Here is a 22,581-nt window from a genome sequence, read left to right as displayed (position 1 = left end):
TGCAGCCGACGCTCACCGGGGCGGGGGGCCCCGTTCGGCCCAGTGCGGCCGCGGCGTCCTCGGCGGCGGTACCGGCCTCCCGGGCGGTCATCGGCTCGATGGGCAGGTCACGGCGGCGGCGTACCGGCGAGAACCAGAGGACCAGCGCGGCCAGTGGCACCCCGGCTGTGAGGATCCACATCGCGGGCCGCAGGCCCAGCGCCGTCGCGAGCAACCCGCCGGTCACAGCACCGACCGGGATGGTCCCGTAGTTGAGGACGGCGCTGCTGGCGCTCAGGCGGCCGAGCAGCTCAGGCGGGCAGTATTGCTGCTGGAATGTCGACTTGAGGACATTGCCGCCCACCACTCCGGCCGCGACCGAGAGTCCGCCCAGGACGGGGAACGCGAGCCCGGGGCCCTTGCTCGCGAGCGGGATGAGCAGAGCCGGCAGGGCCAGTCCGCTCTCGAAGAGGAGCATGGTGCGCGCCGTGCCGATCCGGGCGGCCACCCGGCGAGCCAGCGCCGCGCCGACGACACCGCCGGTTGAGGCGGCGGCGACCAGGGTGCCCACCACGCCGGAGTCCAGCCCGACCTCACGGACCAGGAAGACCACCAGGATCGACTGGTAGCCGGTCAGTGCGAGGTTGGAGCAGGCGCCGAAGAGCGTGAGCGTGCGGAACCAGGCGTCGCCTGCCACCAGCCGCAGGCCGTCACCGATCTCGCGGACCAGCGCCCGGCCGTCCGCGGCCTCGCGGGCCGGTTCCCGGTGCCGGATGCGCGCGGTGGCGCAGAGCGAGATCAGGAAGGTGGCGGCGTCGGCCAGCAGGCCGTTCACCGGACCGAGGAGCTGGGCGATGGCACCACCCGAGCCGAGGCCGACGATCTGGGCGGCGGAGGCGCTGCCGTGCAGCTTGGCGTTGCCCTCGGCCCGGTCGGCAGGTTCCAGCAGACCGGGCAGGAAGGCGGTGTACGCGGTCTGGAAGAAGACTCCGGCGGCGCCGACGGCCAGTGCCACGGCCAGCAGCTGGTGCATCGTCAGCGCGCCGGCACGGGCGGCGATCGGCACGCTCAGCAGCAAGACCAGTGATGCGGCCGAGGTGGTGAGCATGATCGGCCGGCAGCGCATCCGGTCCACCCAGGCGCCCACCGGCAGGCCGATCAGTAGCCAGGGCAGCCAGCCGGCCGCGCTGAGCAGGCTGACCTGGAGGGTCGAGGCGTGCAGGGTGGTGACGGCGATCAGCGGCATCGCCAGGGCGGTCACCGAGGAGCCGAACTTGCCGGTGGTCTCGCCGAACCAGAGCAGTCGGAAGTCGCGGTGGCGGCGGAGTAATCCGACCGGGCGCAGCGGGTCTGCGGAGTTCACTTGAGCTCGGGTTCCTCTCTGGGCAGGGCCTGGAGCTGGAGCAGGATCGGCCGGGCGTCTGGGCCGGGTTCGGCGTCCGGGGCGGGGGTGTGGCGCTCGATGACCTCGAACAGGTCGCTGATCAGCGCGCGGAGCTGGGCCGGAGTCAGGCGCAGGTTGTCCCAGTCGGACATGCTTCCGGCGCCGAGCCAGTCCCCGGTCCACTCGATCGCCGAGGCCTCGCTGACCCGCTGGAACTGCTGCCGGATCAGTTCCTGCACATACACCGCGAGGGTGCCCCGCAGGGCCGGGTCGTGCCGGAAGTCGGCGGTGTTCAGCACGTTCTGGGTGCGCACCGCCCGCCACCACCGTTCGCGCCTGGTGCCGCGTCCCAACTCCTCCTCGATGAAGCCGTGTTCGGCGAGGTGGCGCAGGTGCCAGCTGATCGTTCCGGTGCTCTCGCCGAGCCGTTCGGAGAGCCGGGCCGAGGTGGCCGGCCCGTCGAGCCGGAGCGTTTCGAGGATGTGCATCCGCAGCGGATGCGCCAGACCGCGAAGGCTCCTGGCGTCGATCACGCGGGAGGGGCGGGGTTGCTGCTCGTTCATGGTCCCCAGCCTAAGATGCAGAGGACTCTCTGCATAGTGGTCTTTGCAGAGAAATCTCTGCATCTTAGGAGTCGCGGGCGTCGTCGGAGGCGCGCGGCGGGGCAGAGGAATGTCGGTCCGGCGGCGTACGGTGACACACATATGGACGACACCGCGCACCGCTCCGCCCCGAACGACTCCTCCCAGCCCGGCGCGTCCCGCCCGGACGCACCGCGTCCCGCCGCGTCCCGCCGCGCCGTCCCCCGGTCCGGCGTGTTCGGGTACGACCCCGCCGCACAGGCCCGCTGGGTCCCCGAGCCCGACAAGCGGCCCGGCCGCACGGCCTTCCAGCGCGACCGTGCCCGCGTCCTGCACTCCGCCGCGCTGCGCCGGCTCGCCGGCACGACTCAGGTGGTCGCCCCGATGCGCAGCGACTTCCCGCGCACCCGGCTGACGCACTCGCTGGAGTGCGCCCAGGTCGGCCGGGAGCTCGGGGCCTCGCTCGGCTGCGATCCGGACCTGGTGGAGACCGGCTGCCTGGCGCACGACCTGGGCCACCCGCCGTTCGGCCACACCGGCGAGCAGGCCCTCGACCAGGCGGCCGCCGCCTGCGGCGGCTTCGAGGGCAACGCGCAGTCGCTGCGCATCCTGACCCGCCTGGAGCCCAAGCGCTTCGCGCCGACCGGCGAGCCGCCCGCCCGCCTCGCCCCCTGGCCCGGCCGCAGCGTCGGCCTCAACCTCTCCCGTGCCGCGCTCGACGCCGCCACCAAGTACCCGTGGACGCGCGGCAACCACCCCGCCGACCCGGCCTCGGCCAAGTACGGCGTCTACGCCGACGACCTGCCGGTCTTCCGCTGGCTGCGCAGTGGCGCGCCCGCCCACAGCAGGTGCTTCGAGGCCACCGTGATGGACTGGTCCGACGACGTCGCCTACTCCACCCACGACGTCGAGGACGGCCTGCAGGCCGGCCACATCGACCCGGCCGCGCTGCACTCCGCCGAGGAGCGCACCGAACTCTTCAAGGTCGCCCAGCGCTACGCCCCGGACGCGGGCGCCGAGGAGCTGAGCGAGGCCCTCGACCGTCTCCAGGGCCAGGAGTGGTGGCCCCGCTCGTACGACGGCTCCGCCCGGGCCCACGCCGGCCTGAAGGACCTCACCAGCCAGCTGATCGGCCGGTTCTGCCTGGCGGCCGAGCAGGCCACCCGGGCCAGGTACGGTCCGGGCCCGCTCACCCGCTACGCCGCCGAGCTGGTGGTTCCGCGGGAGGTCCGGCTGGAGTGCGCGGTGCTCAAGGCCGTCGCCGTCCGGTACGTGATGCAGCGGGACGAGCAGGCCCAGCTGCGCTCCCGCCAGCGCATCGTGATCGCCGAACTGGCCGACCGCCTCATCGGCACCGCCCCGTACGGTCTGGATCCGGTCTTCGCAGCGCTCTACGAGAGCGCCGAGGACGACCGGGCCGCACTGCGCGCAGTGATCGACCAGATCGCCACCCTCACCGACGCCTCCGCCCTGGCCCTGCACGCCCGCCTGGTGGAGGGGCGGTAAACGATCGCCGGTTCGGGGGGCCGGGGCCGTAGACTTCCGGGGTGGCAGGCAGGATCAGGGACGAGGATGTGCAGGCGGTGCGCAACGCACTGCCCATCGACGCTGTCGTCGGCGATTACGTTCAGCTCGCCAATGGCGGCGGTGCGCAGCTCAAGGGCGTCTGCCCGTTCCACGACGAGAAGTCGGCCTCCTTCTACGTCCACCCCGGCAAGGGCGTCTTCCACTGCTTCGGCTGCGGCGAGAGCGGCGACACGATCTCCTTCCTGATGAAGATCGAGCACTTCTCGTTCGCCGAGGCGGTCGAGCGGATGGCCGCCCAGGCGGGCGTCACCCTGCGCTACGAGGAGGGCGGCTACAGCCCCCGGCACCAGCAGGGCGAGCGCACCCGGCTGGTGGAGGCGCACAAGGTGGCCGCCGCCTGGTTCCAGGAGCAACTGGGCTCCCCAGAGGCCGAGATCGCCCGCGGCTTCCTGACCGAGCGCGGCTTCGACGAGGCCGCCGCCAAGCACTTCGGGGTCGGCTACGCCCCGGCGGGCTGGGAGCACCTGGTCCGCTACCTGCGCGGCAAGGGGTTCACCGACAAGGAGATCCTGGTCGGCGGCCTGGCCTCGCAGGGGCAGCGCGGCGGCCTGATCGACCGCTTCCGGGGCCGGCTGGTCTGGCCGATCCGGGACACTACCGGCGAGGTGGTCGGCTTCGGCGCCCGCCGCCTGCGCGAGGACGACAACGGGCCCAAGTACCTCAACACCCCCGAGACCCCGCTCTACAAGAAGTCCCAGGTGCTGTACGGCATCGACCTGGCCAAGAAGGAGATCGCCAAGACCGGTCGGGCCGTGGTGGTCGAGGGCTACACCGATGTGATGGCCTGCCACCTCGCGGGCGTGACGACGGCGGTGGCCACCTGCGGTACCGCCTTCGGCGAGGACCACATCAAGATCATCCGTCGGCTGCTGATGGACACCTCCGCCTACCGCGGTGAGACCGTCTTCACCTTCGACGGCGACGCCGCCGGGCAGAAGGCCGCCCTGCGAGCCTTCGAGGACGACCAGAAGTTTGCCGCCCGCACCTCCATCGCCATCACGCCCGGCGGTATGGACCCATGTGAACTCCGTCTCGCCAAGGGCGACGAGGCGGTCCGCGAACTCATCGAAAACCCGGTCCCGCTCTTCGAGTTCGCGCTCCGCTCGGCCGTTGCCCGGCACCGCGTGGACACCGCCGAGGGCCGTGCTGCCGCGCTGGAGGAGACGGCCTCGATCATCGTCAAGATCAAGGACCGCTCGATCCAGCACGAGTACGCGGTCCAACTCGCCGGAATGCTGGGCATCCTGGATGAGCAGTTCGTGGTCCGCCGGGTCGGCCAGCTCGCCCGTTGGCAGCGTGAGAACGGCCAGCAGCCGCGCGGCCAGGCGCTGCGCCGGGCGGACGGCGGCCAGCCCGCCCAACCGCCGCGCCCCGTCCACCGGTTGAACCCCCGGGACCCTGCCCAGTTCGTCGAGCGCGAGCTACTCAAACTCGCCCTCCAGCACCCGGATCTGGTCAGCCCGGCCTTCGACAACTACGGCGACGACGAGTTCCCCACGCCGGCGTACACCGCCGTCCGCCGGGCCGTCCGCCAGGCCGGCGGCACCGCGTACGGCGCTAGCCTGCCGGACTTCACCGCGGCCGTGCGCGATGCCAGTCCGGATGACCAGGTGCGCAGCCTGGCAACCGAGTTGACGGTGGAGCCGCTGCGCACCCGGCGAAAGCCGGACGCCATCTACGCGGGCGAGTTCCTGGTCAAGCTGCGGCTCCAGGCCGTGGAGCGGCGGGTCAACGAGGTGCGTGCCCACCTGCGCCGCCTGGGTGACCGGGCCACCGCCGAGGAGCTGGGCCCCGTCCAGGGTGAACTGTGGGCCCTCCAGCAGTACACCCAGCAGCTGCGCAACAAGGGCGCCGCGGGGCTGTGAGCGCGGCCGCCCTTTCGGCGTGAGAGCACCACCCGGCGACGGCGCCGGAGCGGACGGCGGGGCCCCGGCCGCTCACGCCCCCGGCTTTCCTCCGGCCCCTCGGGTGACCGCTCACAGAAGTTCGACACGGGAACAGAAAGTCGCCGCCCGCCTCTCGGCCCCCGAGTGTGGCGTACCCCACACTGGTGGGTATCCCAGTCCGTGTGGCGCGGTTCTCCGCATGAGCCGCGCGCGGCCCAGAGGGGGATGCCCGTGGAACTCGCCACTGCGCGTCAGGCCGTCATGTTCGAGGACAGCAGCCGGCACGGCCGGGACACCACCCCGCCATCCGAGGAAGCCCGGGTGCCCCTGCAGGGCTCACCTGGCGCCCGCCCCGACACCGCGAGCCACACCCCCGCGGACCCGGTCTCCCCGGCCCCCGGGGCCCGCACCGGCCTGCCGGACACCCCCCACCCGCCCGACCTCCCCTGCGTACCGGACCTCCCGGGCCCGCCCGACCTCCCGGGAGTTCCCGCCCTGCCGGACGAGGACGCGGAGGCCGAGGAGCTCGCCCCGGCCCTGGACGCGGGCACCGGCCCCGCCGCGGACCTGCTGCGCCAGTACCTGCGCGAGATCGGCCGGATCCGGCTGCTCACCGCCGTCGAGGAGGTGGAGCTGGCCCGCCAGGTCGAGGCGGGCCTCTTCGCCGAGGAGGCCCTCGGCCGCCGGGCCGCCGGAGCCCCAGTGGCCCCGCCGGGGCCCGTACCCGGCCGGGCGGCGGCCGCACCCGGCGCGGCGAGACCCGCGGCCCCGCTCACCGACGAGCTCGACCGCCTGGTGCTGCTCGGCAGGATCGCCAAACGGCGGCTGATCGAGGCCAACCTGCGGCTGGTGGTCTCCGTCGCCAAGCGCTACGTCGGTCGCGGCCTGACCCTGCTCGACCTGATCCAGGAGGGCAACCTCGGCCTGATCCGCGCCGTCGAGAAGTTCGACTACACGCGCGGCTACAAGTTCTCCACGTACGCGACCTGGTGGATCCGGCAGTCGATGAGCCGGGCGCTCGCCGACCAGGCCCGGACGATCCGGGTACCGGTGCACGTGGTGGAGCTGATCAACCGGGTGCTGCGGGTGCAGCGGGCGCTGCTGCAGGAGCGCGGAGCGGAGCCGGCCGCCGCCGAGATCGCCTCGGTGCTGGAGCTCTCCGAGGCCAGGGTCCGCGAGGTGCTGCGGCTGGCCCAGGAGCCGGTCTCGCTCCACACCCCGGTGGGGGAGGAGAACGACGTAGCGCTCGGCGATCTGATCGAGGACGCGGACGCCGTCTCGCCGGTGGAGAACGCCTCCTTCCTGCTGCTGCGCGAGCACCTGGAGGCGGTGCTGGCCACCCTGGGCGAGCGCGAGCGCCAAGTGGTCCAGCTCCGTTACGGGTTGGACGACGGGCGGCCGCGCACCCTGGAGGAGATCGGCAACCTCTTCGGCGTCACCCGGGAGCGGATCCGCCAGATCGAGTCCAAGACCCTCTCCAAGCTGCGCGGCCACGCCTTCGCCGACCAACTGCGCGGCTACCTCGACTGATTCGGGACCGACCCGGCCGACCGCCGGTTCAGTGGTGGAAGCCGCTCCGCGGCGGCATCCCCAGCTCGGCCAGCGGCTTCGGCTGGAGCTTGAGTTCGGGCAGCAGGCGGGTCAGATCGGAGAGCAGCAGATCCGCCAGATCCTGCGAGAACCCGTTGCGGCAGACCACCCGCAGGGCGGACAGATCGGTCCGGTCCGCCGGGAAGGTGTACGCGGGGACCTGCCAGCCGCGCTCGCGCAGCCGCCGCGAGACGTCGAAGACGTCGAACGGGAGGTCCTCGACGGTGGTGAAGGCGAAGACCGGCAGCTGGTCCCCCCGGGTGAGCAGTCGGAAGCAGCCCAACCGCTCGATTTCGGCGGCCAGATATCCGGCGACGTCCCGGCAGGCCTGCTGGACCGCCCAGAAGCCCTCCCGGCCGAGCCGCAGGAAAGTGTAGTACTGGGCGACCACCTCCGCCCCGGGCCGGGAGAAGTTGAGCGCGAAGGTGGGCATCTCGCCGCCCAAGTAGTTGACCTTGAACACGAGTTCCTCGGGCAGTGCCTCGTGGTCCCGCCAGAGAGCCCAGCCGACCCCGGGGTACACCAGGCCGTACTTGTGGCCCGAGGTGTTGATCGAGGCGACCCGGGGAAGCCGGAAGTCCCACGGCAGTTCGGGGTCGAGGAAGGGCGCCACCATGCCGCCCGAGGCGCCGTCCACGTGCACCGGGACATCGAGCCCGGTGCGCTGCTGCAACTCGTCCAGGGCGGCGCAGATTTCGGCGATCGGCTCGTAGGAGCCGTCGAAGGTCGAGCCGAGGATGCCGACCACGCCGATGGTGTCCTGGTCGCAATGGGCCACCGCCTGCTCGGCATCGAGGTGGAACCGTTCGCCACTCATCGGCACCAGCCTCGGCTCCACCTCCCAGAAGTTGCAGAACTTCTCCCAGCAGACCTGCACGTTGATGCCCATCACCAGGTTGGGCCGGGCGCCTGCCGCGTAGCGGTCCCGGTTGCGCCGCATCCACCGGCGCTTGAGGGCGAGCCCGGCCAGCATGCACGCCTCGCTGGAACCGGTGGTCGAGCAGCCGACGGCCTGGTCTGGGTCGGGGGCGTGCCAGAGGTTGGACAGGATAGCCACGCAGCGCCGCTCCAGCTCGGCGGTCTGCGGGTACTCGTCCTTGTCGATCATGTTCTTGTCGGCGCACTCCGCCATCAGCCTGGTCGCGTAGTCGTCCATCGACGTGGTGACGAAGGTGGCGAGGTTGAGCTTGGCGTTGCCGTCCAGCATCAGCTCGTCGTGGACCAGCTGGTACGCGCTCGGCGGCGGGATCGGGCTGTCGGGAAGCCGGTGCACCGGCGGCGCGATCTTCATCGCGCCGAGCAGATCGGTCGAGCCCAGCAGTGGACTGACGGACAGCCGGCGGTCCCTGCCGTTTCCCTTGTGCAGTGCCATACGGAGACATCCCTTCACCACGGTGCCTGGAGTGCCGGACCCTCCCAACCTGCCACCGCTGCCAGGAGGGCACGGCCGCAACACGCCGCCGGGCGTGCAGCCGCCCGGGGCGCGGGGAGGAGCGCGGGAAGGGCTCCGAGACCCGGCGGCCGCCGGGTGCGTTCGGGATGCCTAAGCCCTGGTCTCCGGATGCACCTGCTCGCGTACGGTGCCGTACTGCTGGCGGACCGCCTGGCCGAGGGCGAGGTCGTGCTCCTGGTCGGGCGTGTGAACGGTGGCCTCGGGCAGCTCCCACTGCGGCGGCTCGGGGGTTCCGGCCAGCGCCCAGGCGGCCTGCCTGGCCGCACCGCGCGCCGCGTGCGCCCCGGCCGGCGGTATCACCACGGGCACGCCGAAGATCAGCGGCGCGATCTCCCGCACGGCGGGCAGCCGCCCGGCCGTACCGAGCAGGAAGACCCGGTTCATCGCGACGCCCTTGGCCCGCAGCACGTCCAACGCGTCCGCGATGTTGCAGAGCATGCCTTCGACGGCGGCCCGGGCCAGGTGCTGGGGGGCCATCGACTCGGCCCGGAGCCCGGTCAGGGTGCCGGTGGCGTGCGGCAGCCGGGGCGTCCGCTCGCCGTCCAGGTACGGCAGCAGCACCAGCCCGTACGAGCCGGGAGAGGACTGCAGGGCCAGCTCGCTCAGCCCGGCCAGGTCGCAGCCGAGCATGGCGGCCATCGAACGCAACACCTGGGCGGCGTTGAGGGTGCCGACCATCGGCAGGTGCCGGCCGGTGGCGTCGGCGTACGAGGAGACGGCTCCGGAGGTGTCCACCACGGCCTGGTCGTGGACCGCGAAGATGGTGCCGTTGCCGCCGAGCGAGACCACGGCGTCGCCGGGGAGCAGGCCCAGGCCCAGGGCGGCGGCCATGTTGTCGCCGGTGCCGGCCGAGATCAGCAGGCCCTCGGGGGTGTGTCCGGCGGGTTCGGCGGGACCGAGCACATCGGGCACCCGCAGTTCGTGGCCGAGGGCGAGCTTGATGAGGTCCTGGCGGTACTCGCCGGTGAGCGGCGACCAGTATCCGGTGCCGGAGGCGTCGCCCCGGTCGGTGGTCCGGCGCTTGGAATGGCGGCCGAGCAGCTGCCAGGTCAGCCAGTCGTGCGGGAGCAGCACCTCGGCGATCCGCTTCGCCGAGGCGGGCTCGAACTCGGCCAGCCAGCGCAGCTTGGCGATGGTGTAGGTCGGCAGCGGGACGGAGCCGATCGCCTCCACCCACGGGGTGGGGCCGCCGAGCGCGTCGATCAGCGCGGCGGCGGCACCGGCCGAACGGGGGTCGTTCCACAGCAGTGCGGGGCGGACCAGGACACCGCCGGCGTCCAGGCCGATCAAACCGTGCTGCTGGGCCGAGACGCCGATCGCGCGGACGCCCTCCAGCAGCCCGCCGGTGGCCGCCTCGCCGAGCGAGTGCAGCCAGTTCTGCGGATCGGTCTCGGTGGTTCTGGCGTCCGCGCCCTCGGGCAGCGGATGGGGTGCCCGGCCGTCCCGCAGTACGGCGCCGGTCTCGGCGTCGCACGCGACGATCCTGGTGCGAGTGGTGGAGCTGTCGATCCCCGCGACGATAGCCATGCCGAGATCATGCCTCAGCGACCGCCCCGTCCGGACCCCGCCCACCCGAGTGTTGCCCACTCGGCGTGGTCCGCCGGCCACGGACCGGCCCCTCGGGGCGGCCGGTGGCCGCTCGGTGGTGTGCGGACCGGATGAGAGGCCGGTGGGTGGTGCGACTCGCACCGGCGGGTCCACGCAGACACGGACGCCTCCCGCTGCCGGCGTCGCGGGCCCGCCGGCCGCGCTACGGCCGGACGGTGCCCCAGCTGTCGTCCTCGACGCGGTGCCGGTTCAGGTACGGGACCCGGTCGGTGAGGGCGTCGGGCAGCCGGTCACCGACCCGCTCGGCCACCGCGCCCGCGGCCTTCCCGGCCACCGCGCCCGCCTGCCGCCTGGCCTTGCAGGCCACGTCCTGGACCCGGGGGTTCTGGGCGATCTGCCGGGCCGTCTTGGCGATCTGCTCGTAGCGCTGCCGTCCGGCGCGTGCGCCCAGGACGTACCCGAGCCCGACCCCCACGACCAACGTCACCTTCCACATGCTCGGCCTCCACCCTTCCTCGCGGTTCCTGCCGCGTTGCCCTACCCGTCCTGCCCGGCGGTGAACCGCGCGGGCGATGGCGGGTCCGGGCCAGCCGCGCCCGCCGTGCACCAGCATCCCCCGGCGGCCCGTACCGCCGCGCGCCGGGCGCGCCGGAGCGGGTAGCGCGCCGGGTACCGGGCGGGGTGCGCGGTATCGATTGGCGGACCACCCCCCTGAGTGCGCTAATGTATGTCCCGCAGCGAGCGCCGAGAGGTCCGGGGAGCCCGGAAGTCAAGGCGGAAGCTCATTCCCCCATAGCTCAATTGGCAGAGCAGCCGACTGTTAATCGGCAGGTTATTGGTTCGAGTCCAATTGGGGGAGCTCGGACGGCCCACCAAGGCAGTCCTGCTGTGGACATTCCCCCATAGCTCAATTGGCAGAGCAGCCGACTGTTAATCGGCAGGTTATTGGTTCGAGTCCAATTGGGGGAGCTTCACCCTCAGTTGAGGTGAGTAGCGCAGAGCGAGGGCCCTCCGGTCGCCGGGGGGCTTTCGTGTTGTCCCGGGATCCCACCGGATGGCGGGCCGCCCCTCACCGTGCCCGTCCGCTCCCCGGGCAGGGCTCGAGGCCCTCTCGCGGGCCGGGGCGGGATCCGGTCCGGCTACTCGGTGGCCTTCCGGTACAGATTCGCGACCCGCTGGTCGAAGGTGATGCTGTACGAGGTCTGGTCGGTGTCCCCGCCCTGCTGGTAGCCGCCGATCACGCCTATCACCTTGCCGGCTGCGGTCAGCCAGGGGCTGCCGCTGGTGCCGTTGGTGTAGCCGCCGCAGTCGAAGCGCTCCTGCGTGTCGGTGAACTTCTTGGCGGGGGCGGTGCAGGTGATCGGGTCCTGGTGGTCGTTCGGGTAGCCGGTGACCGAGACCGGGACGTCGAAGCCCTGGCCGGTGCTGATCGGATTGCCGCCGAGGGCGTCCTCGATCTGCTTGCCGTTCACCGGGGCCACCGTGACGAAGGCGACGTCGTACTCCGGGTCCTCGTCGCTGGTCCAGTGCGGGTCCGTGGTGATCGACTCGAGCGTCCAAGCGCCGTAGGGGGCACGGCCGTTGCGGTAGCCGGGGGCGAAGACCATGTTGTCGAGCCGGCCGAGTTCGCTGGTGTAGACGCAGTGCGCCGCAGTGACGAGCAGGTTGCGGTGCGGGCTGTCCACGACGCTGGCGGTGCAGGCCCGTTGGCCGTCCAGGTCGCCGACGAAGAGCGCGCCGATCCGGTTGTCGAGCTCGCTGTCGGGGGCGGGCCGGGAGGAGGGGATGTTGCCGTTGTCCTCGGGGGCTATGCCGGCGCTGGGCGTGCAGCCCGTGGCAGTCAGCAGTACGGCCAGCAGCGCGGCAGGCCCACCGGGACCTCGCCGAGCGATCGTGCTGCCGGACTGCCGTACACGTGCCATGAACCGGTCTTTCTCGCCAGGGCCCGCCGTCGCGAGGCCTCGGGAGCAAGATCTACCAGGCGAGGAGCCCGATGCGCTAGCCGGTGGCCCGATCGTAGAGGGACCTGACCTGCGGACCGAAGTAGCTGGTGTACGAGACGTCGGGGGTGTTCCCGCCCTGTTGGTAGCCGCCGATCACACCGACGATGGTGCCGGTCCCGCTGCTGGCGTCAGGCTCGGTGATCCACGGGCTGCCGCTGGTACCGCCGGTGTAGGCGGGGCACTCGATCCGGAGCTGGGTGGGGCTCTGCTCGGTGGTGTTGTTGGCGCAGGTGATCGGGGCGTCGCCGCTGCTGGGGTAGCCGGTGACCCGGACCGGCAGCTGGTAGCCCTTGCCGATCCCCAGGGTGCTGGCGCCGAGCACCTGCTGGATCTGCATGCCGTTCTGCGGCTGGACGATCGCGAAGGCCACGTCCATGTCCTCGTTCCCGCTGTCCTTCCAGCTCTGGTCGACGGTGATCGACACCAGCGGCCACACCCCGTTGGGCGTCTCGCCGTTGCGGTAGCCGGGGACGAAGACCAGGTCGCTGCGCTGGCCGGTCATCGGGTCGTAGACGCAGTGCGCGGCGGTCACGATCAGGTTCTGGCCGGCGCTGTCGACCACGCTGGCGGTGCAGAAGTGGTCGCCCTCCGCGTTGTGCGTGAAGACGGCTCCGATCTGGGCGTTGAGCGGGTTGGCACGGGCGGTGTGGGTCGTGCCGGGGTGCTTGGTGATCGCGGAGAGCAGGCGCTTGCGGCTCCAGCCGTGGGCGGCGGCGCTCCCGCTCGGGCTCGCCGCGTGGCTGCTGGAGGAGCCCGCCGACCGGCTCGGCCCGCCGGTCGGGGCCGCGGAGGACGCGCAGCCGGTCGCAGCCAGCCCGAGGACGCCGACGGCCGCGCACACCCGCCGGCCGATCCGTCTGCGAACCGCCACCTGTCCACCACCCTGGTTCGCCCGTGCCATCGGATCACCCGTACTGCCCCGTGTCGATTTCCCGGCCTCACCCATCGGGCGGATTGCCGTCAGGCCGGCTCGCCCGGAGGGGCAGCGCACACCTCGGCATACTCGGATGCGGCCCCGGGCGCGCATCAGGACTGATCGACCAGCTATGCTGCCGGGGACGCCCTGAGGGGCTGTCCGCTGCTGCACCGGCTGCTGCCCGGCTGCGCGGCGAACCGGGGCGGTAGCTCAGCCGGTTAGAGCAGGGGACTCATAATCCCTTGGTCGTGGGTTCGAGTCCCACCCGCCCCACCGTTCGATATGACTGGCTGTTCGAAAAAACCTGCCGCTGACCTGCGGGAACATATGAACCGCCTGTGAGAACTGTAGGGGTATGACTACCCATCAGGCGCGGTGACATGCCAAGGTTCACCCGCCTGGGGGCATTGTGGCGTCATCGCATTGACGGGCGTGGCGGTGCCGGGTTCCGGCAGGCGGCCACTGCGCGGCACGGCCGGTCCGCTCCCGGGTGAGCGGTGCGACCGACCGAGGTCCTCCCGCCGAGGCCGTGGAAGCCCGCCGATCCGACCGGCTCGACCGGCTCGACCGGCCCGTCCGCCTCGCCGGTGATCGCCGTACCGGTGCCCCGCCTGCCGATGGGCTGCGGCTCATCGGGGCATGGTGAAGCGGTAGCCCTCGTTGAGCAGGAGCGGCAGGTAGCCGCGCAGGGCGGCGATGGTCTGCGAGCGGTCGCCGCCTCCGTCGTGGTTGAGCACGATGGCGCCGGGGCGGATGCCCTCCAGTACCCGGCTGGTGATCGCCTCGGTGCCCGGACGGGCCCAGTCTCGCGGGTCGACGGACCAGCCCATCGGGCGCATTCCGAGCTCCGCGCAGGTCCGCAGCGCGACGTCCGACCAGCCGCCGCCGGGAGCGCGGAACCAGGCGACGGGCTTGCCGGTGGTCTGCTGGAGCAGGTCCGAGGTGCGCTCCAACTCGCTGTGGACCTGGGAGTCGGGCAGGTGTCGCAGGTCGTAGTGGGTCCAGGTGTGGTTGGCGACGTGGTGGCCCGCGTCGGCGATGGCCCGGACGAGGTCGGGGTACTGGGCCGCGTTCTTGCCGATCAGGAAGAAGGTGGCCTGGACCCCGTGCTGGTGGAGCAGCTCCAGCACCTCGGGGGTGTGGGTGGGGTGCGGACCGTCGTCGAGGGTGAGGGCGACCACGCGGTCCGACGCCCCCAGCTCGGAGAGCGGATCGGTGGTGAGGCGCGCCCGGTGGGTGGCCGGGGGCGGGCCGGGTACCGCCGCCGGTGAGCGGGTGCCGGCGGGCGGCAGGCCGGAGGGGGTGGCGGTGCTCTGGTCCCCGGTGGACGGTCCGCAGGAGCCGGACGACAGTACGGCGACTCCGGCGATGCCCAGAAGCATCCTGCGGGACAAGACCTGATGATGCGACAACATGGCCGGATCTCTTCCTTGGCCCCTGCAACGCCACGCCGACCGGCGGCCGTACCGGTCCTCGGCGCCACCCTGACAGCTGAACCGAAGTCAGCCGCAATCGGCCGTCCGTGGGCGCGCCGGGCACCCGGGAGCCGAGACCTCACCCGGATGAGAGCCAGCGGTGGCGAGTGCCCGTCAGATGACTGACGGTGATGGGAGCGTGAGTCCGCGAATCCCCGAGCCGGTGACCGAGCCGGCCCTCGTCCGGACTCGTCGGAAGGATCATCCCATGCGTGTGCAGCCCACCACCCTCGCCGGGGTGGCCGTCGCCGTCGTCCTCGCCGTCGGTGCTCCGGCCGCCCACGCGGTGGGCGGCCCGGGAGCGCCGTCCGACCGGAGGGCGGCCCCGGGCGGCCCCGCAGACGCGATCGACCAGCAGGTCCGGGCGGACGGGGGCACCAAGGACGGAGGGACGAGCGGCGACCGCCGCGAGGAGGGCCGCTGGGACGAGCACAGGTGGGCGAAGCGATCCCATGAGGAGGGCTCCCACAAGGAGCGCTCCCGTGAGGAGGAGCGCAAGTCGCGCGGCTCGGCCCACACCGGCGGTGGCGGCCTGGCGGTCCCCGGCGGCCTGGCCTCCGGTACGGCGCTGATGGGTGCAGGTCTGGTCCTGGGGGCATACGCCCTGCGCCTGCGCAGGGCCGCGGGTGGCACGAACTGAGGGCTCGGCAACCCCTGTCCGGTCGTGGCCGACGCCCTCCGGGGCCGGCCACGGCGGGCGCGTCGGCGGACGGGGTCCGGCGGGGCCCGGACGACGCCGGCTTCCGGATGCTTCCCGACCCCGTGAGCCTTCCCGGGGCGGGGCGGACCAGAGATGAGAGAGGTGCGAACGCCGATGGACGACGGGACCACCCCGCCCGAGGCCGGAGAGCCGGCCAGGGGCGGAAGGGACGGCAATCAGCGGCTCCTCAAGTGGGCGATGGGCGCGGCGGTGCTGGGGGCGGTGGTGATCTACCAGTCCGTGAACCCGCACACGGTCACCCTGCCGCCGCCGGCCGCCGCCGTGGCGGTGCCCTCGGTCGCCGCACCGCCGGCCGCCGGGGCACCCGCGGCGAAGTCCCCCGAAGCCCCGGCCGCCGCCAACGCGGCACCCCCGCTCGGCCGCTCCAAACCGACCAAGATCAAGATCAGCCGGCTGCGCGTCGAGGCGCCCTTCACCGAACTCGGCCTGGACAGGTCGGGCGCACTGGAGGTCCCGCCCGCCGACAACCCCAACCTGGTCGGCTGGTTCCGCGAGGGGCCCACGCCGGGTGAGCGCGGTACCGCGCTGCTCGTCGGGCACGTGGACACCACCAAGGGCCCCGCAGTCTTCCTGATGGTGCGCACACTGGCCCCCGGCGACACCGTGGAGATCACCAGGGCCGACCGCACCGTGGCGGTCTTCGCGGTGGACGCGGTGAAGACCTATCCGAAGAACGGCTTCCCGGACAACGAGGTGTACGCGGACGCCCCCGACGCCCAGCTGCGCCTGATCACCTGCGGCGGCACGTACAACCGCAAGACGAAGGACTACTCCGAGAACATCGTGGCCTTCGCCCACCTCCGGTCCTCCCGGAAGGAATGAGCCGCCGGACCGGGGCCGTCGCTTCCGTATGCTGGCCGGATGCTCAGCCCCGCCGCCCTGCCGACCCCGCTGCAGGTCCTGACCGACCCCGTGCTCGCCCGGGCGGGCATCGAGCTCCGGCTGAAGCGGGACGACCTGGCGCACCCGACCGTCCCCGGCAACAAGTGGCGAAAGCTGGCCCCGAACCTGGCGCGGGCCCTCGCCGACGGGCACACCAGGCTGCTCACCTTCGGCGGCGCGTACTCGACGCACGTACGGGCAGTGGCGGCGGCTGCCCGGGCGGTGGGGCTGTCCGCGGTGGGGGTGATCCGGGGCGAGGAGCTGGCGGCGGCGCCGCGGAACTGGTCACTGCGGGCCGCCGAGGCGTCCGGGATGGACCTGGAGTTCGTCTCCCGCTCGGCGTACCGGGCCCTGGTGACCGGGGAGCACCAGGGGTACGGGGAACTGATGGAACGCTGGGGGCGCTGTCTGGTGCTGCCGGAGGGCGGGTCCAACGCCCTGGCGGTCCGAGGAGCGGCGCAGATCCCGGCGGAGATCCCCGGGCTGGGGGAGCGGGACGTCCTCTGCTGCCCGGTCGGCACCGGCGGCACACTGGCCGGGATCGCCGCCGGATTGCCGACCGGTGCGCGGGCGCTCGGGGTGGCCGTGCTGCGGGGCGCAGGCTACCTGGAGCGCGAGGTGACGCGGCTTCATGAAGACTCCCATGGGCGGGAGTTCGGCAACTGGCGGATCCACCACGGCCACCACGGTGGCGGCTACGGGAAGGTCCCGGTCGAAGTGGAGGAGTTCGCCGCGGAGTTCGAGCGGCGGCACCAGGTGGAGGTGGAGCGGCGGTATGTCGCCAAGACGCTGCTCGCCGTCCACGACCTGGCCGCGGCAGGGGAGTTGGCGCCGGGGACCAGGGTGACCGTGGTGGTCACCGGGTTGCCCGATCCGGTGGGCCCCTAGGCGGGGACGCAGGTCCGCGCGCGAACCGCGTGCCGCAGGCCTCAACCGAAGGAGAGGTCTGAGCAGAGGTCGCTGTCGGCGGCTCGGGTGTTCTCGGTGATGGTGGTCGGGATGGTGGTGGGCAGGGCGCTGGGGGCGGCGGAGTCCGGGTTGTAGTCGCGGCCCAGGGTGACGGTGATGCCGTCGGCGGACGAGTCCGCCCTGAGGGTGGCTCCGGGGAAGTACTGGGCGAGCTGCTGGGCGGTGCCCTGCTGGTCCGGGGCGTATTTGAGCAGCGTGGTGTCGCGGCCGTCGGCGTCCGGACCGAGGCTGACGTTCTGGTAGCCCTTCGCCTTGAGGGCGTCGGCCGCCTGTCGGGCGATCCCGCCGCTCCCGGAGCCGTTGAGGACGGTCACCGGCAGAACGGCGGTGCTCGCGGCGGCGGCGGAAGGCGAGACGGACGGGGAGGTGGACGGGGAGGTGGAAGGGCCGGCCGACGGGATGGCCGAGGAGGACGGGTCCGCGCCGGTCTGACCGGTGGTTCGGCCATCGAGGGTCTTGTCCTGCCGCAGCAGGTTCCACAGCTGCTCGGCGTCGGGATGGACGAGCGCGACCCGCTCGCCCGAGTAATGCCACGGCACCGTGACGAAGTTGATGTCCTTGAGCTTGATGTTCTGCAGCGACTGCGCGAAGTCGGCGAGCTTCATCGCGGTGCCCAGCTCGGGGTCGACGGTCAGTGACTTGGTGGCGGCGTCGGCCAGCGGGAGCAGGGTGGCCGGGTTGAGGCCCTCGCCCTGGACCTTTTTGACCAGCGAGGAGATGAAGGCCTGCTGGCGCTTCACCCGGCCTATGTCGGAGCCGTCGCCGAAGCCGTGCCGCGCCCTGACGTAGTCCAGCGCCTGCTGCCCGGAGAGGGTCTGGCGACCCTTGGTGAGCTTTATCCCGTACGAGTCGACATCGTTGGGGACGCAGACGTCCACGCCGTGCACGGCGTTGGTCATCGCGGCGAAGCCCTTGAAGTCCACCACGACGGTGTGGTCGACCCGCAGGCCGGCGAGCGCCTCGACGGTGTTCTGGGTGCAGGCGGGGTTGCCCTGCGGGAACTCGCCGATGGCGAACGCCGAGTTGAACATCTGGTTGGCGTGCGCGGTGGTCCATCTTCCGTCGGGCAGCTTGCACGGCGGTATCGTCACCAGGGTGTCGCGGGGTATCGACACCCCGACGGCGTGCCGGTGGTCGCCGTAGATGTGCAGCAGTATCGCGGTGTCGGAGTGGCCGACCCCCAGATCGCCGCCGCCGAGGGAGTCGTTGCCGCTGTCCCGGCTGTCGGAGCCGAGCAGCAGTACGTTGACCGGCTGCCCGCCGCCGGGCGCGGGACGCGCGATGGGGGGCCGGCTGGGGGCGATGCCGCCCGCGTCGAAGGTGCCGATGTTGTGGTCGATGTGCCAGTAGAACCAGGCGCCGCCGCCAGCGGTGGCCAGCAGCAGGACGGCGGCCGTGGCTCCGGCGGCCCGGGCCAGTCGCACCCGGAGGGAACCGGGAGTGCCGTTCGCGGGGTGGTTCTTGGCGTCGGTCATCATCAGCGCTCTCTGTGCGGCCGCCCGGGTGCTCCGGCAGGCTGGTGCGGTTCTCACTCGTCAGACGGTTCGGCGAGGGCGTCCGGTTACACGAGTGCGCACCCTAGCAAGGGGGGGTTCGCACGGCTGCGATCCCTCCGGCGGCGAGAGAGCGCATCAGGAGTGCGCTTGTTCCACGGCATTGGCCGGAGTGCGGCGCTCCGGGTCCGCGCCTTCGAGCATCCGGCGCAGCAGGTCGCGCAGCTGCGCCCGCTCGTCCTCGGCGAGGGCGGCCAGCGGCTCGCGGGCGAAGTTGAGCGACTCGCGCAGCTCCTCGGAGGCGTCCCTGCCGGTGTCGGTGGCGGCGACCAGCTTGACCCGGCGGTCCTGCGGATCGGCCTCACGGGTGACGAACCCGCGGGTCTCCAGCCGGTCCACGATGCCGGTGATGTTGGATGGCTCGCAGCTCAGCGTCTGGGCGATGTGGCGCATCGGCATGGGGCCGCGTCTCAGCAACGCGAGCACCTTGGCCTGGGCGCCGGTGAGCGATCGGGCGGCGGCGGCCTCCTCGTACTCCCGGTGGAAGAGCGCGACCAGGCTCGCCATGAGGTCCACGACCTCGCGGGTGATCGCGTCGGCGGGCGGCGGGGCGACCGGATTCGGTGGCATCTCCATGCCGTCCAGTGTAGCTGGAAAGTTGACAACGTGAACCTTTCATGTCCACGATTGCTTTAGTAGGTCAACCTTTCAGGGTGACCGGTTCAGGGACGACACAGCAGGAGTGCAGCCATGTCAGAGCAGGCGGCAACGGAGCGGGCGGTACCCACCACGGGCCGTGAGTGGCACCTGGTGGCCAGGCCGGAGGGCTGGCCGAAGCCCGGCGACTTCGCCCTGGTGGAGGCCGAGGTCAGGCAGCCGGGGCCGGGTGAGGTCCTGGTCCGCAACGTGTACATGTCGGTCGACCCCTATATGCGCGGGCGGATGAACGACGTCCGGTCCTATGTCCCGCCGTTCCAGCTCGGAGCGGTGATGGAGGGCGGCGCGGTCGGCTACGTGGTGGCCTCGCAGGCCGAGGGCTTCGAGGTGGGCGACGCGGTGCTGCACGGCCTCGGCTGGCGTGAGTACGCCACCGTCGACGCCAAGCACGCGGTCAAGGTCGACTCCGAACTCGCCCCGCTCTCCTACTACCTGGGCATCCTCGGCATGCCCGGACTGACCGCCTACGCCGGTCTGCTCGAGGTCGCGAGCTTCAAGCCGGGCGACACCGTCTTCGTCTCCGGTGCGGCCGGTGCGGTCGGCTCGCTGGTCGGCCAGATCGCCAGGCTCAAGGGTGCGGGCCGGGTGATCGGTTCGGCCGGCTCGGCCGAGAAGGTGGCCAAGCTGGTGGGCGACTACGGCTTCGACGCGGCCTTCAACTACAAGGACGGACCGGTCCACGACCAGTTGACCGAGGCCGCGCCCGACGGTATCGACGTCTACTTCGACAACGTCGGTGGCGACCACCTGGAGGCTGCGATCGCCGCACTCAAGGTGCACGGCCGGGTCACCCTGTGCGGCGCGATCTCGCAGTACAACGCCACCAGTGCCCCGGAGGGCCCGCGCAACCTGGTGCTGGCCATCGGCAAGCGGCTGCGCCTGCAGGGCATGCTGGTCCGCGACCACGCCGCGCTCCAGTCGCAGTTCGTCGCCGAGATGGCGGGCTGGCTGAAGGACGGCAGCCTGCACTACGACGAGACCGTGGTGGACGGCGTGGAGAACGCCGCCGAGGCCTTCCTCGGCATGCTGCGCGGTGACAACACCGGCAAGATGGTGGTCAAGCTGGCCTCCTGACGGACAGTCGACCAGCCCGGGTGCCCCTGCGGACCTGTTCCGCGGGGGCGCTTCGCCTGTCGCCCGGAGACGTTCCGCGTGCGGATCCGGCCCTTCCGGCGGAGCGTCAGGTCCGGGGTATGGCAGCACGGTTACGGTTTTCGGATGGGGCCGTTCGGGGGAGAGATCCGGAGGAGGGGTAGACCTCGTGGCGGATCTGGCTAGCATTGAGCGAGAGCTTGTCCGTTTTGCTCAACTTGATGACCTAATGTCGAATGAGTTGGGCGCCACGGGGGCAGGAACTGGTCAGGCAGTGAGGCCGGGCCGGTGGTGGGTACGAGGCAGCTGGGGAAGGCGACCCTCGTCCACAGCCTGGAGGTCCCGGTGACGACTCGTGGAGTCCTGTACATCCACTCCGCGCCCCGCGCGCTGTGCTCGCACGTCGAGTGGGCGGTCGCAGGCGTACTCGGTGTGCGGGTGGGCCTCGACTGGATCCGCCAGCCGGCCGCACCCGGTCACTGGCGTGCCGAGTTCTCCTGGCAGGGTGAGCCCGGCACCGCGTCGAAGCTGGCGTCCGCCCTGCGCGGCTGGCAGCTGATCCGGTACGAGGTGACCAGTGAGCCCTGCAGCACCGCCGAGGGAGAGCGCTACAGCAGCACGCCGGCGCTCGGCATCTTCCACGCGGTCACCGGCATCCACGGGGACATCCTGATTCCGGAGGACCGGCTGCGGGCGGTGCTGCTGCGGGTCAAGACGGAGGGCGGCAACCTGGAGGCCGAGCTGGCGCGGCTGCTCGGCAAGCCGTGGGACGACGAGCTCGAACCCTTCCGCTACGCCGGTGAGGGGGCCCCGGTGCGCTGGCTGCACCAGGTGGTCTAGCCGCGCTTCAGGGGTCGCGGCTTGCCGGCTCCCCGTACCTTCGAGGGGCGGCCCCGCAGCCCCGGGAGCAGCGCACGCCCCGGATGCCCGGAGCTCCGCCCGCGCGGGGAGGCGGCGGGCCGAACGCCCGAGGGCCGTACCGGTAACTCCGGTACGGCCCTCCAGTGCTGGCGATGCGTCAGACAGTGCGGAAGGCGAGGACCACGTTGTGGCCGCCGAAGCCGAAGGAGTTGTTGAGGGCGGCGATGCGGCCCTCGGGGAGCTTGCGGGGCTCGCCGCGGACGATGTCCGCGTCGACGTCGTCGTCCAGGTCGTCGACGTTGACGGTCGGCGGGGCGAGGCGGTTGTGAAGCGCGAGCACGGTGGCCACGGTCTCGATGCCGCCGGCGCCGCCCAGCAGGTGGCCGGTCATCGACTTGGTGGCCGAGATGGCGATGTGGTCGACGTGCTCGCCGAGTTCCTTGCGCAGCGCCTTGATCTCGGCGACGTCACCCTGCGGGGTCGAGGTGGCGTGCGCGTTGACGTGCACGACCTCGGCCTTGTCCAGGTCGGTCTGCTCGAACAGACCGGCCAGCGCCTGGGCGATACCGGCACCGGTCGGCTCCGGCTGCGCGATGTGGTGGGCGTCGGAGGAGAGGCCCTGGCCGACGGCCTCGCAGTAGACGCGGGCACCGCGGGCGGCGGCGTGCTCGGCCGACTCCAGCACGACCACACCGGCACCCTCGCCGAGCACGAAGCCGTCGCGGCCCTTGTCGTACGGGCGGGAGGCGCGCTGCGGCTCCTCGTTGTTCTTGGACATCGCCATCATGTTGGCGAACGCGACGATCGGCAGCGGGTGGATCGCCGCCTCGGTGCCACCGGCGACCACGACGTCGGCGCGGCCGCTGCGGATCATCTCGATCGCGTAGCCGATCGCCTCGGCGCCGGAGGCGCAGGCGGAGACGGGGGTGTGCACACCAGCGCGGGCGCCGACCTCCAGACCGACGTTGGCCGCCGGGGAGTTGGGCATCAGCATCGGGACGGTGTGCGGGGAGACCTTGCGGACGCCCTTCTCCTTCAGTACGTCGTACTGGTCGAGCAGGGTGGTCACGCCGCCGATGCCGGAGGCGATCACGGTGCCCAGGCGCTCGGGGGTCAGCTTGGAGGACTCGTCGGTGGCGGGGGCCTCGTAGCCGGCGTCGGCCCAGGCCTCGCGGGCCGCGATCACGGCGAACTGCGCCGAGCGGTCCAGCTTGCGGGCCAGCGGACGGGGGAGGACCTCGGCCGGGTCCACGGCGGTGCGCGCGGCGATCCGGACGGGCAGCTCGGCGGCCCACTCCTCGGTCAGCTCGACCACACCGGAACGGCCCTCGAGCAGGCCCTCCCAGAACGAGGCGGCGGTGCCGCCCAGCGGCGTGAAGGCGCCGATACCTGTGACGACCACGGTGCGATTTTCAGCGGTCACTGGTTTCTTCTTCTCTCACGT

Annotated in this window: 18 protein-coding genes, 3 tRNA genes and 1 pseudogene; 11 read left to right on the top strand and 11 right to left on the bottom strand. The window is 72.1% G+C overall.

Going from position 1 to position 22,581, the window contains the following annotated elements; all coding sequences use genetic code 11:
* Nucleotides 1-67: 67 nt before the first annotated feature.
* Nucleotides 68-1,342 (bottom strand): annotated as a pseudogene (locus tag ACZ5ON_RS30505) (MFS transporter); the annotation flags it as partial.
* Complete coding sequence (locus ACZ5ON_RS30500; protein WP_465599460.1) at nucleotides 1,339-1,926, bottom strand: helix-turn-helix domain-containing protein; 588 nt, start codon at nucleotides 1,924-1,926, stop codon at nucleotides 1,339-1,341. The gene ACZ5ON_RS30500 and the pseudogene ACZ5ON_RS30505, both read right to left, overlap by 4 nt.
* Nucleotides 1,927-2,067: 141 nt before the next feature.
* Here ACZ5ON_RS30500 and ACZ5ON_RS30495 point away from each other — a divergent pair, with 141 nt between their 5' ends.
* The 3 genes from ACZ5ON_RS30495 to ACZ5ON_RS30485 all read left to right on the top strand — a co-directional run bounded on the left by ACZ5ON_RS30495 (nucleotide 2,068) and on the right by ACZ5ON_RS30485 (nucleotide 6,947).
* Nucleotides 2,068-3,450, top strand: coding sequence for a deoxyguanosinetriphosphate triphosphohydrolase (locus ACZ5ON_RS30495; RefSeq protein ID WP_465599458.1), 1,383 nt, complete (start codon nucleotides 2,068-2,070; stop codon nucleotides 3,448-3,450).
* 41 nt (nucleotides 3,451-3,491) lie between these two features.
* A complete protein-coding gene (gene dnaG / locus ACZ5ON_RS30490) occupies nucleotides 3,492-5,396 on the top strand; it encodes a DNA primase (RefSeq protein WP_465599456.1) in 1,905 nt (634 codons plus the stop codon).
* Nucleotides 5,397-5,642: 246 nt separating this feature from the next.
* On the top strand, nucleotides 5,643-6,947 hold the full coding sequence (locus ACZ5ON_RS30485; RefSeq protein WP_465599454.1) for an RNA polymerase sigma factor: 1,305 nt from the start codon (nucleotides 5,643-5,645) through the stop codon (nucleotides 6,945-6,947).
* Between the two features lie 28 nt (nucleotides 6,948-6,975).
* Here the strand turns inward: ACZ5ON_RS30485 and ACZ5ON_RS30480 are convergent, their stop codons facing one another.
* From ACZ5ON_RS30480 to ACZ5ON_RS30470, 3 genes are all read right to left on the bottom strand, one after another.
* Nucleotides 6,976-8,379 (bottom strand): glutamate decarboxylase, encoded by a 1,404-nt coding sequence (locus ACZ5ON_RS30480; protein WP_465599452.1) that lies wholly within the window; start codon nucleotides 8,377-8,379, stop codon nucleotides 6,976-6,978.
* 171 nt (nucleotides 8,380-8,550) lie between these two features.
* Nucleotides 8,551-9,987, bottom strand: a complete 1,437-nt coding sequence (locus tag ACZ5ON_RS30475) for an FGGY family carbohydrate kinase (protein WP_465599450.1) — start codon at nucleotides 9,985-9,987, stop codon at nucleotides 8,551-8,553.
* 223 nt (nucleotides 9,988-10,210) lie between these two features.
* Nucleotides 10,211-10,504, bottom strand: coding sequence for a hypothetical protein (locus ACZ5ON_RS30470; RefSeq protein WP_465599448.1), 294 nt, complete (start codon nucleotides 10,502-10,504; stop codon nucleotides 10,211-10,213).
* A gap of 290 nt (nucleotides 10,505-10,794) precedes the next feature.
* On the opposite strand from ACZ5ON_RS30470, the gene ACZ5ON_RS30465 reads away from it, so the two are divergent.
* Together ACZ5ON_RS30465 and ACZ5ON_RS30460 are read left to right on the top strand one after the other, a co-directional pair.
* A tRNA-Asn gene (locus tag ACZ5ON_RS30465) sits at nucleotides 10,795-10,867 on the top strand.
* A 37-nt stretch (nucleotides 10,868-10,904) separates the two neighbouring features.
* A tRNA-Asn gene (locus ACZ5ON_RS30460) sits at nucleotides 10,905-10,977 on the top strand.
* A gap of 170 nt (nucleotides 10,978-11,147) precedes the next feature.
* On the opposite strand, the gene ACZ5ON_RS30455 is transcribed toward ACZ5ON_RS30460, so the two are convergent.
* Together ACZ5ON_RS30455 and ACZ5ON_RS30450 are read right to left on the bottom strand one after the other, a co-directional pair.
* Nucleotides 11,148-11,930 carry a trypsin-like serine peptidase gene (locus tag ACZ5ON_RS30455; protein WP_465599446.1) on the bottom strand — a complete coding sequence of 261 codons (783 nt, stop codon included), beginning with the start codon at nucleotides 11,928-11,930 and terminating at the stop codon, nucleotides 11,148-11,150.
* A gap of 76 nt (nucleotides 11,931-12,006) precedes the next feature.
* Nucleotides 12,007-12,882: a trypsin-like serine peptidase gene (locus ACZ5ON_RS30450; RefSeq protein WP_465599445.1), complete on the bottom strand. Its 876-nt coding sequence runs from the start codon at nucleotides 12,880-12,882 to the stop codon at nucleotides 12,007-12,009.
* A gap of 244 nt (nucleotides 12,883-13,126) precedes the next feature.
* On the opposite strand from ACZ5ON_RS30450, the gene ACZ5ON_RS30445 reads away from it, so the two are divergent.
* Nucleotides 13,127-13,200, top strand: a tRNA-Ile gene (locus ACZ5ON_RS30445).
* Nucleotides 13,201-13,556: 356 nt separating this feature from the next.
* Here ACZ5ON_RS30445 and ACZ5ON_RS30440 read toward each other — a convergent pair.
* A complete protein-coding gene (locus ACZ5ON_RS30440) occupies nucleotides 13,557-14,321 on the bottom strand; it encodes a polysaccharide deacetylase family protein (protein ID WP_465599443.1) in 765 nt (254 codons plus the stop codon).
* 289 nt (nucleotides 14,322-14,610) lie between these two features.
* Here ACZ5ON_RS30440 and ACZ5ON_RS30435 point away from each other — a divergent pair, with 289 nt between their 5' ends.
* The 3 genes from ACZ5ON_RS30435 (at nucleotide 14,611) to ACZ5ON_RS30425 (ending at nucleotide 16,893) form a co-directional block, all read left to right on the top strand.
* On the top strand, nucleotides 14,611-15,042 hold the full coding sequence (locus tag ACZ5ON_RS30435) for a hypothetical protein (RefSeq protein WP_465599441.1): 432 nt from the start codon (nucleotides 14,611-14,613) through the stop codon (nucleotides 15,040-15,042).
* 174 nt (nucleotides 15,043-15,216) lie between these two features.
* Nucleotides 15,217-15,945 (top strand): class F sortase, encoded by a 729-nt coding sequence (locus ACZ5ON_RS30430; protein WP_465599439.1) that lies wholly within the window; start codon nucleotides 15,217-15,219, stop codon nucleotides 15,943-15,945.
* Between the two features lie 39 nt (nucleotides 15,946-15,984).
* A complete protein-coding gene (locus ACZ5ON_RS30425) occupies nucleotides 15,985-16,893 on the top strand; it encodes a 1-aminocyclopropane-1-carboxylate deaminase/D-cysteine desulfhydrase (RefSeq protein WP_465599437.1) in 909 nt (302 codons plus the stop codon).
* A gap of 41 nt (nucleotides 16,894-16,934) precedes the next feature.
* Here the strand turns inward: ACZ5ON_RS30425 and ACZ5ON_RS30420 are convergent, their stop codons facing one another.
* Both ACZ5ON_RS30420 and ACZ5ON_RS30415 read right to left on the bottom strand, forming a co-directional pair.
* Nucleotides 16,935-18,449, bottom strand: a complete 1,515-nt coding sequence (locus ACZ5ON_RS30420) for an LCP family protein (protein WP_465599435.1) — start codon at nucleotides 18,447-18,449, stop codon at nucleotides 16,935-16,937.
* 156 nt (nucleotides 18,450-18,605) lie between these two features.
* A complete protein-coding gene (locus ACZ5ON_RS30415) occupies nucleotides 18,606-19,103 on the bottom strand; it encodes a MarR family winged helix-turn-helix transcriptional regulator (protein WP_465599433.1) in 498 nt (165 codons plus the stop codon).
* 114 nt (nucleotides 19,104-19,217) lie between these two features.
* On the opposite strand from ACZ5ON_RS30415, the gene ACZ5ON_RS30410 reads away from it, so the two are divergent.
* Nucleotides 19,218-20,258: an NADP-dependent oxidoreductase gene (locus ACZ5ON_RS30410; protein WP_465599431.1), complete on the top strand. Its 1,041-nt coding sequence runs from the start codon at nucleotides 19,218-19,220 to the stop codon at nucleotides 20,256-20,258.
* A gap of 363 nt (nucleotides 20,259-20,621) precedes the next feature.
* Nucleotides 20,622-21,116 carry a DUF3145 domain-containing protein gene (locus ACZ5ON_RS30405; protein WP_465599429.1) on the top strand — a complete coding sequence of 165 codons (495 nt, stop codon included), beginning with the start codon at nucleotides 20,622-20,624 and terminating at the stop codon, nucleotides 21,114-21,116.
* Nucleotides 21,117-21,294: 178 nt separating this feature from the next.
* Here ACZ5ON_RS30405 and fabF read toward each other — a convergent pair whose 3' ends face one another.
* Entirely contained in the window at nucleotides 21,295-22,560 is a 1,266-nt protein-coding gene (gene fabF / locus ACZ5ON_RS30400) for a beta-ketoacyl-ACP synthase II (RefSeq protein WP_465599427.1), read from the bottom strand.
* Between the last annotated feature and the right edge of the window lie 21 nt (nucleotides 22,561-22,581).

The sequence above is a fragment of the Kitasatospora sp. NPDC032150 genome, from assembly GCF_055579945.1.
Note: the sequence above shows the minus strand (reverse complement) of the source record. Positions and strands in the feature narration are given on the sequence as shown.

Coding starts and splice junctions, on each gene's coding strand:
- ACZ5ON_RS30420 (WP_465599435.1), bottom strand. CDS start 18,449: ATGACCGACGCCAAGAACCACCCCGCGAACGGCACTCCCGGTTCCCTC.
- ACZ5ON_RS30410 (WP_465599431.1), top strand. CDS start 19,218: ATGTCAGAGCAGGCGGCAACGGAGCGGGCGGTACCCACCACGGGCCGT.
- ACZ5ON_RS30475 (WP_465599450.1), bottom strand. CDS start 9,987: ATGGCTATCGTCGCGGGGATCGACAGCTCCACCACTCGCACCAGGATC.
- ACZ5ON_RS30430 (WP_465599439.1), top strand. CDS start 15,217: ATGGACGACGGGACCACCCCGCCCGAGGCCGGAGAGCCGGCCAGGGGC.
- ACZ5ON_RS30480 (WP_465599452.1), bottom strand. CDS start 8,379: ATGGCACTGCACAAGGGAAACGGCAGGGACCGCCGGCTGTCCGTCAGT.
- ACZ5ON_RS30500 (WP_465599460.1), bottom strand. CDS start 1,926: ATGAACGAGCAGCAACCCCGCCCCTCCCGCGTGATCGACGCCAGGAGC.
- ACZ5ON_RS30415 (WP_465599433.1), bottom strand. CDS start 19,103: ATGGAGATGCCACCGAATCCGGTCGCCCCGCCGCCCGCCGACGCGATC.
- ACZ5ON_RS30425 (WP_465599437.1), top strand. CDS start 15,985: ATGCTCAGCCCCGCCGCCCTGCCGACCCCGCTGCAGGTCCTGACCGAC.
- ACZ5ON_RS30485 (WP_465599454.1), top strand. CDS start 5,643: ATGCCCGTGGAACTCGCCACTGCGCGTCAGGCCGTCATGTTCGAGGAC.
- ACZ5ON_RS30435 (WP_465599441.1), top strand. CDS start 14,611: ATGCGTGTGCAGCCCACCACCCTCGCCGGGGTGGCCGTCGCCGTCGTC.
- ACZ5ON_RS30495 (WP_465599458.1), top strand. CDS start 2,068: ATGGACGACACCGCGCACCGCTCCGCCCCGAACGACTCCTCCCAGCCC.
- ACZ5ON_RS30470 (WP_465599448.1), bottom strand. CDS start 10,504: ATGTGGAAGGTGACGTTGGTCGTGGGGGTCGGGCTCGGGTACGTCCTG.
- ACZ5ON_RS30455 (WP_465599446.1), bottom strand. CDS start 11,930: ATGGCACGTGTACGGCAGTCCGGCAGCACGATCGCTCGGCGAGGTCCC.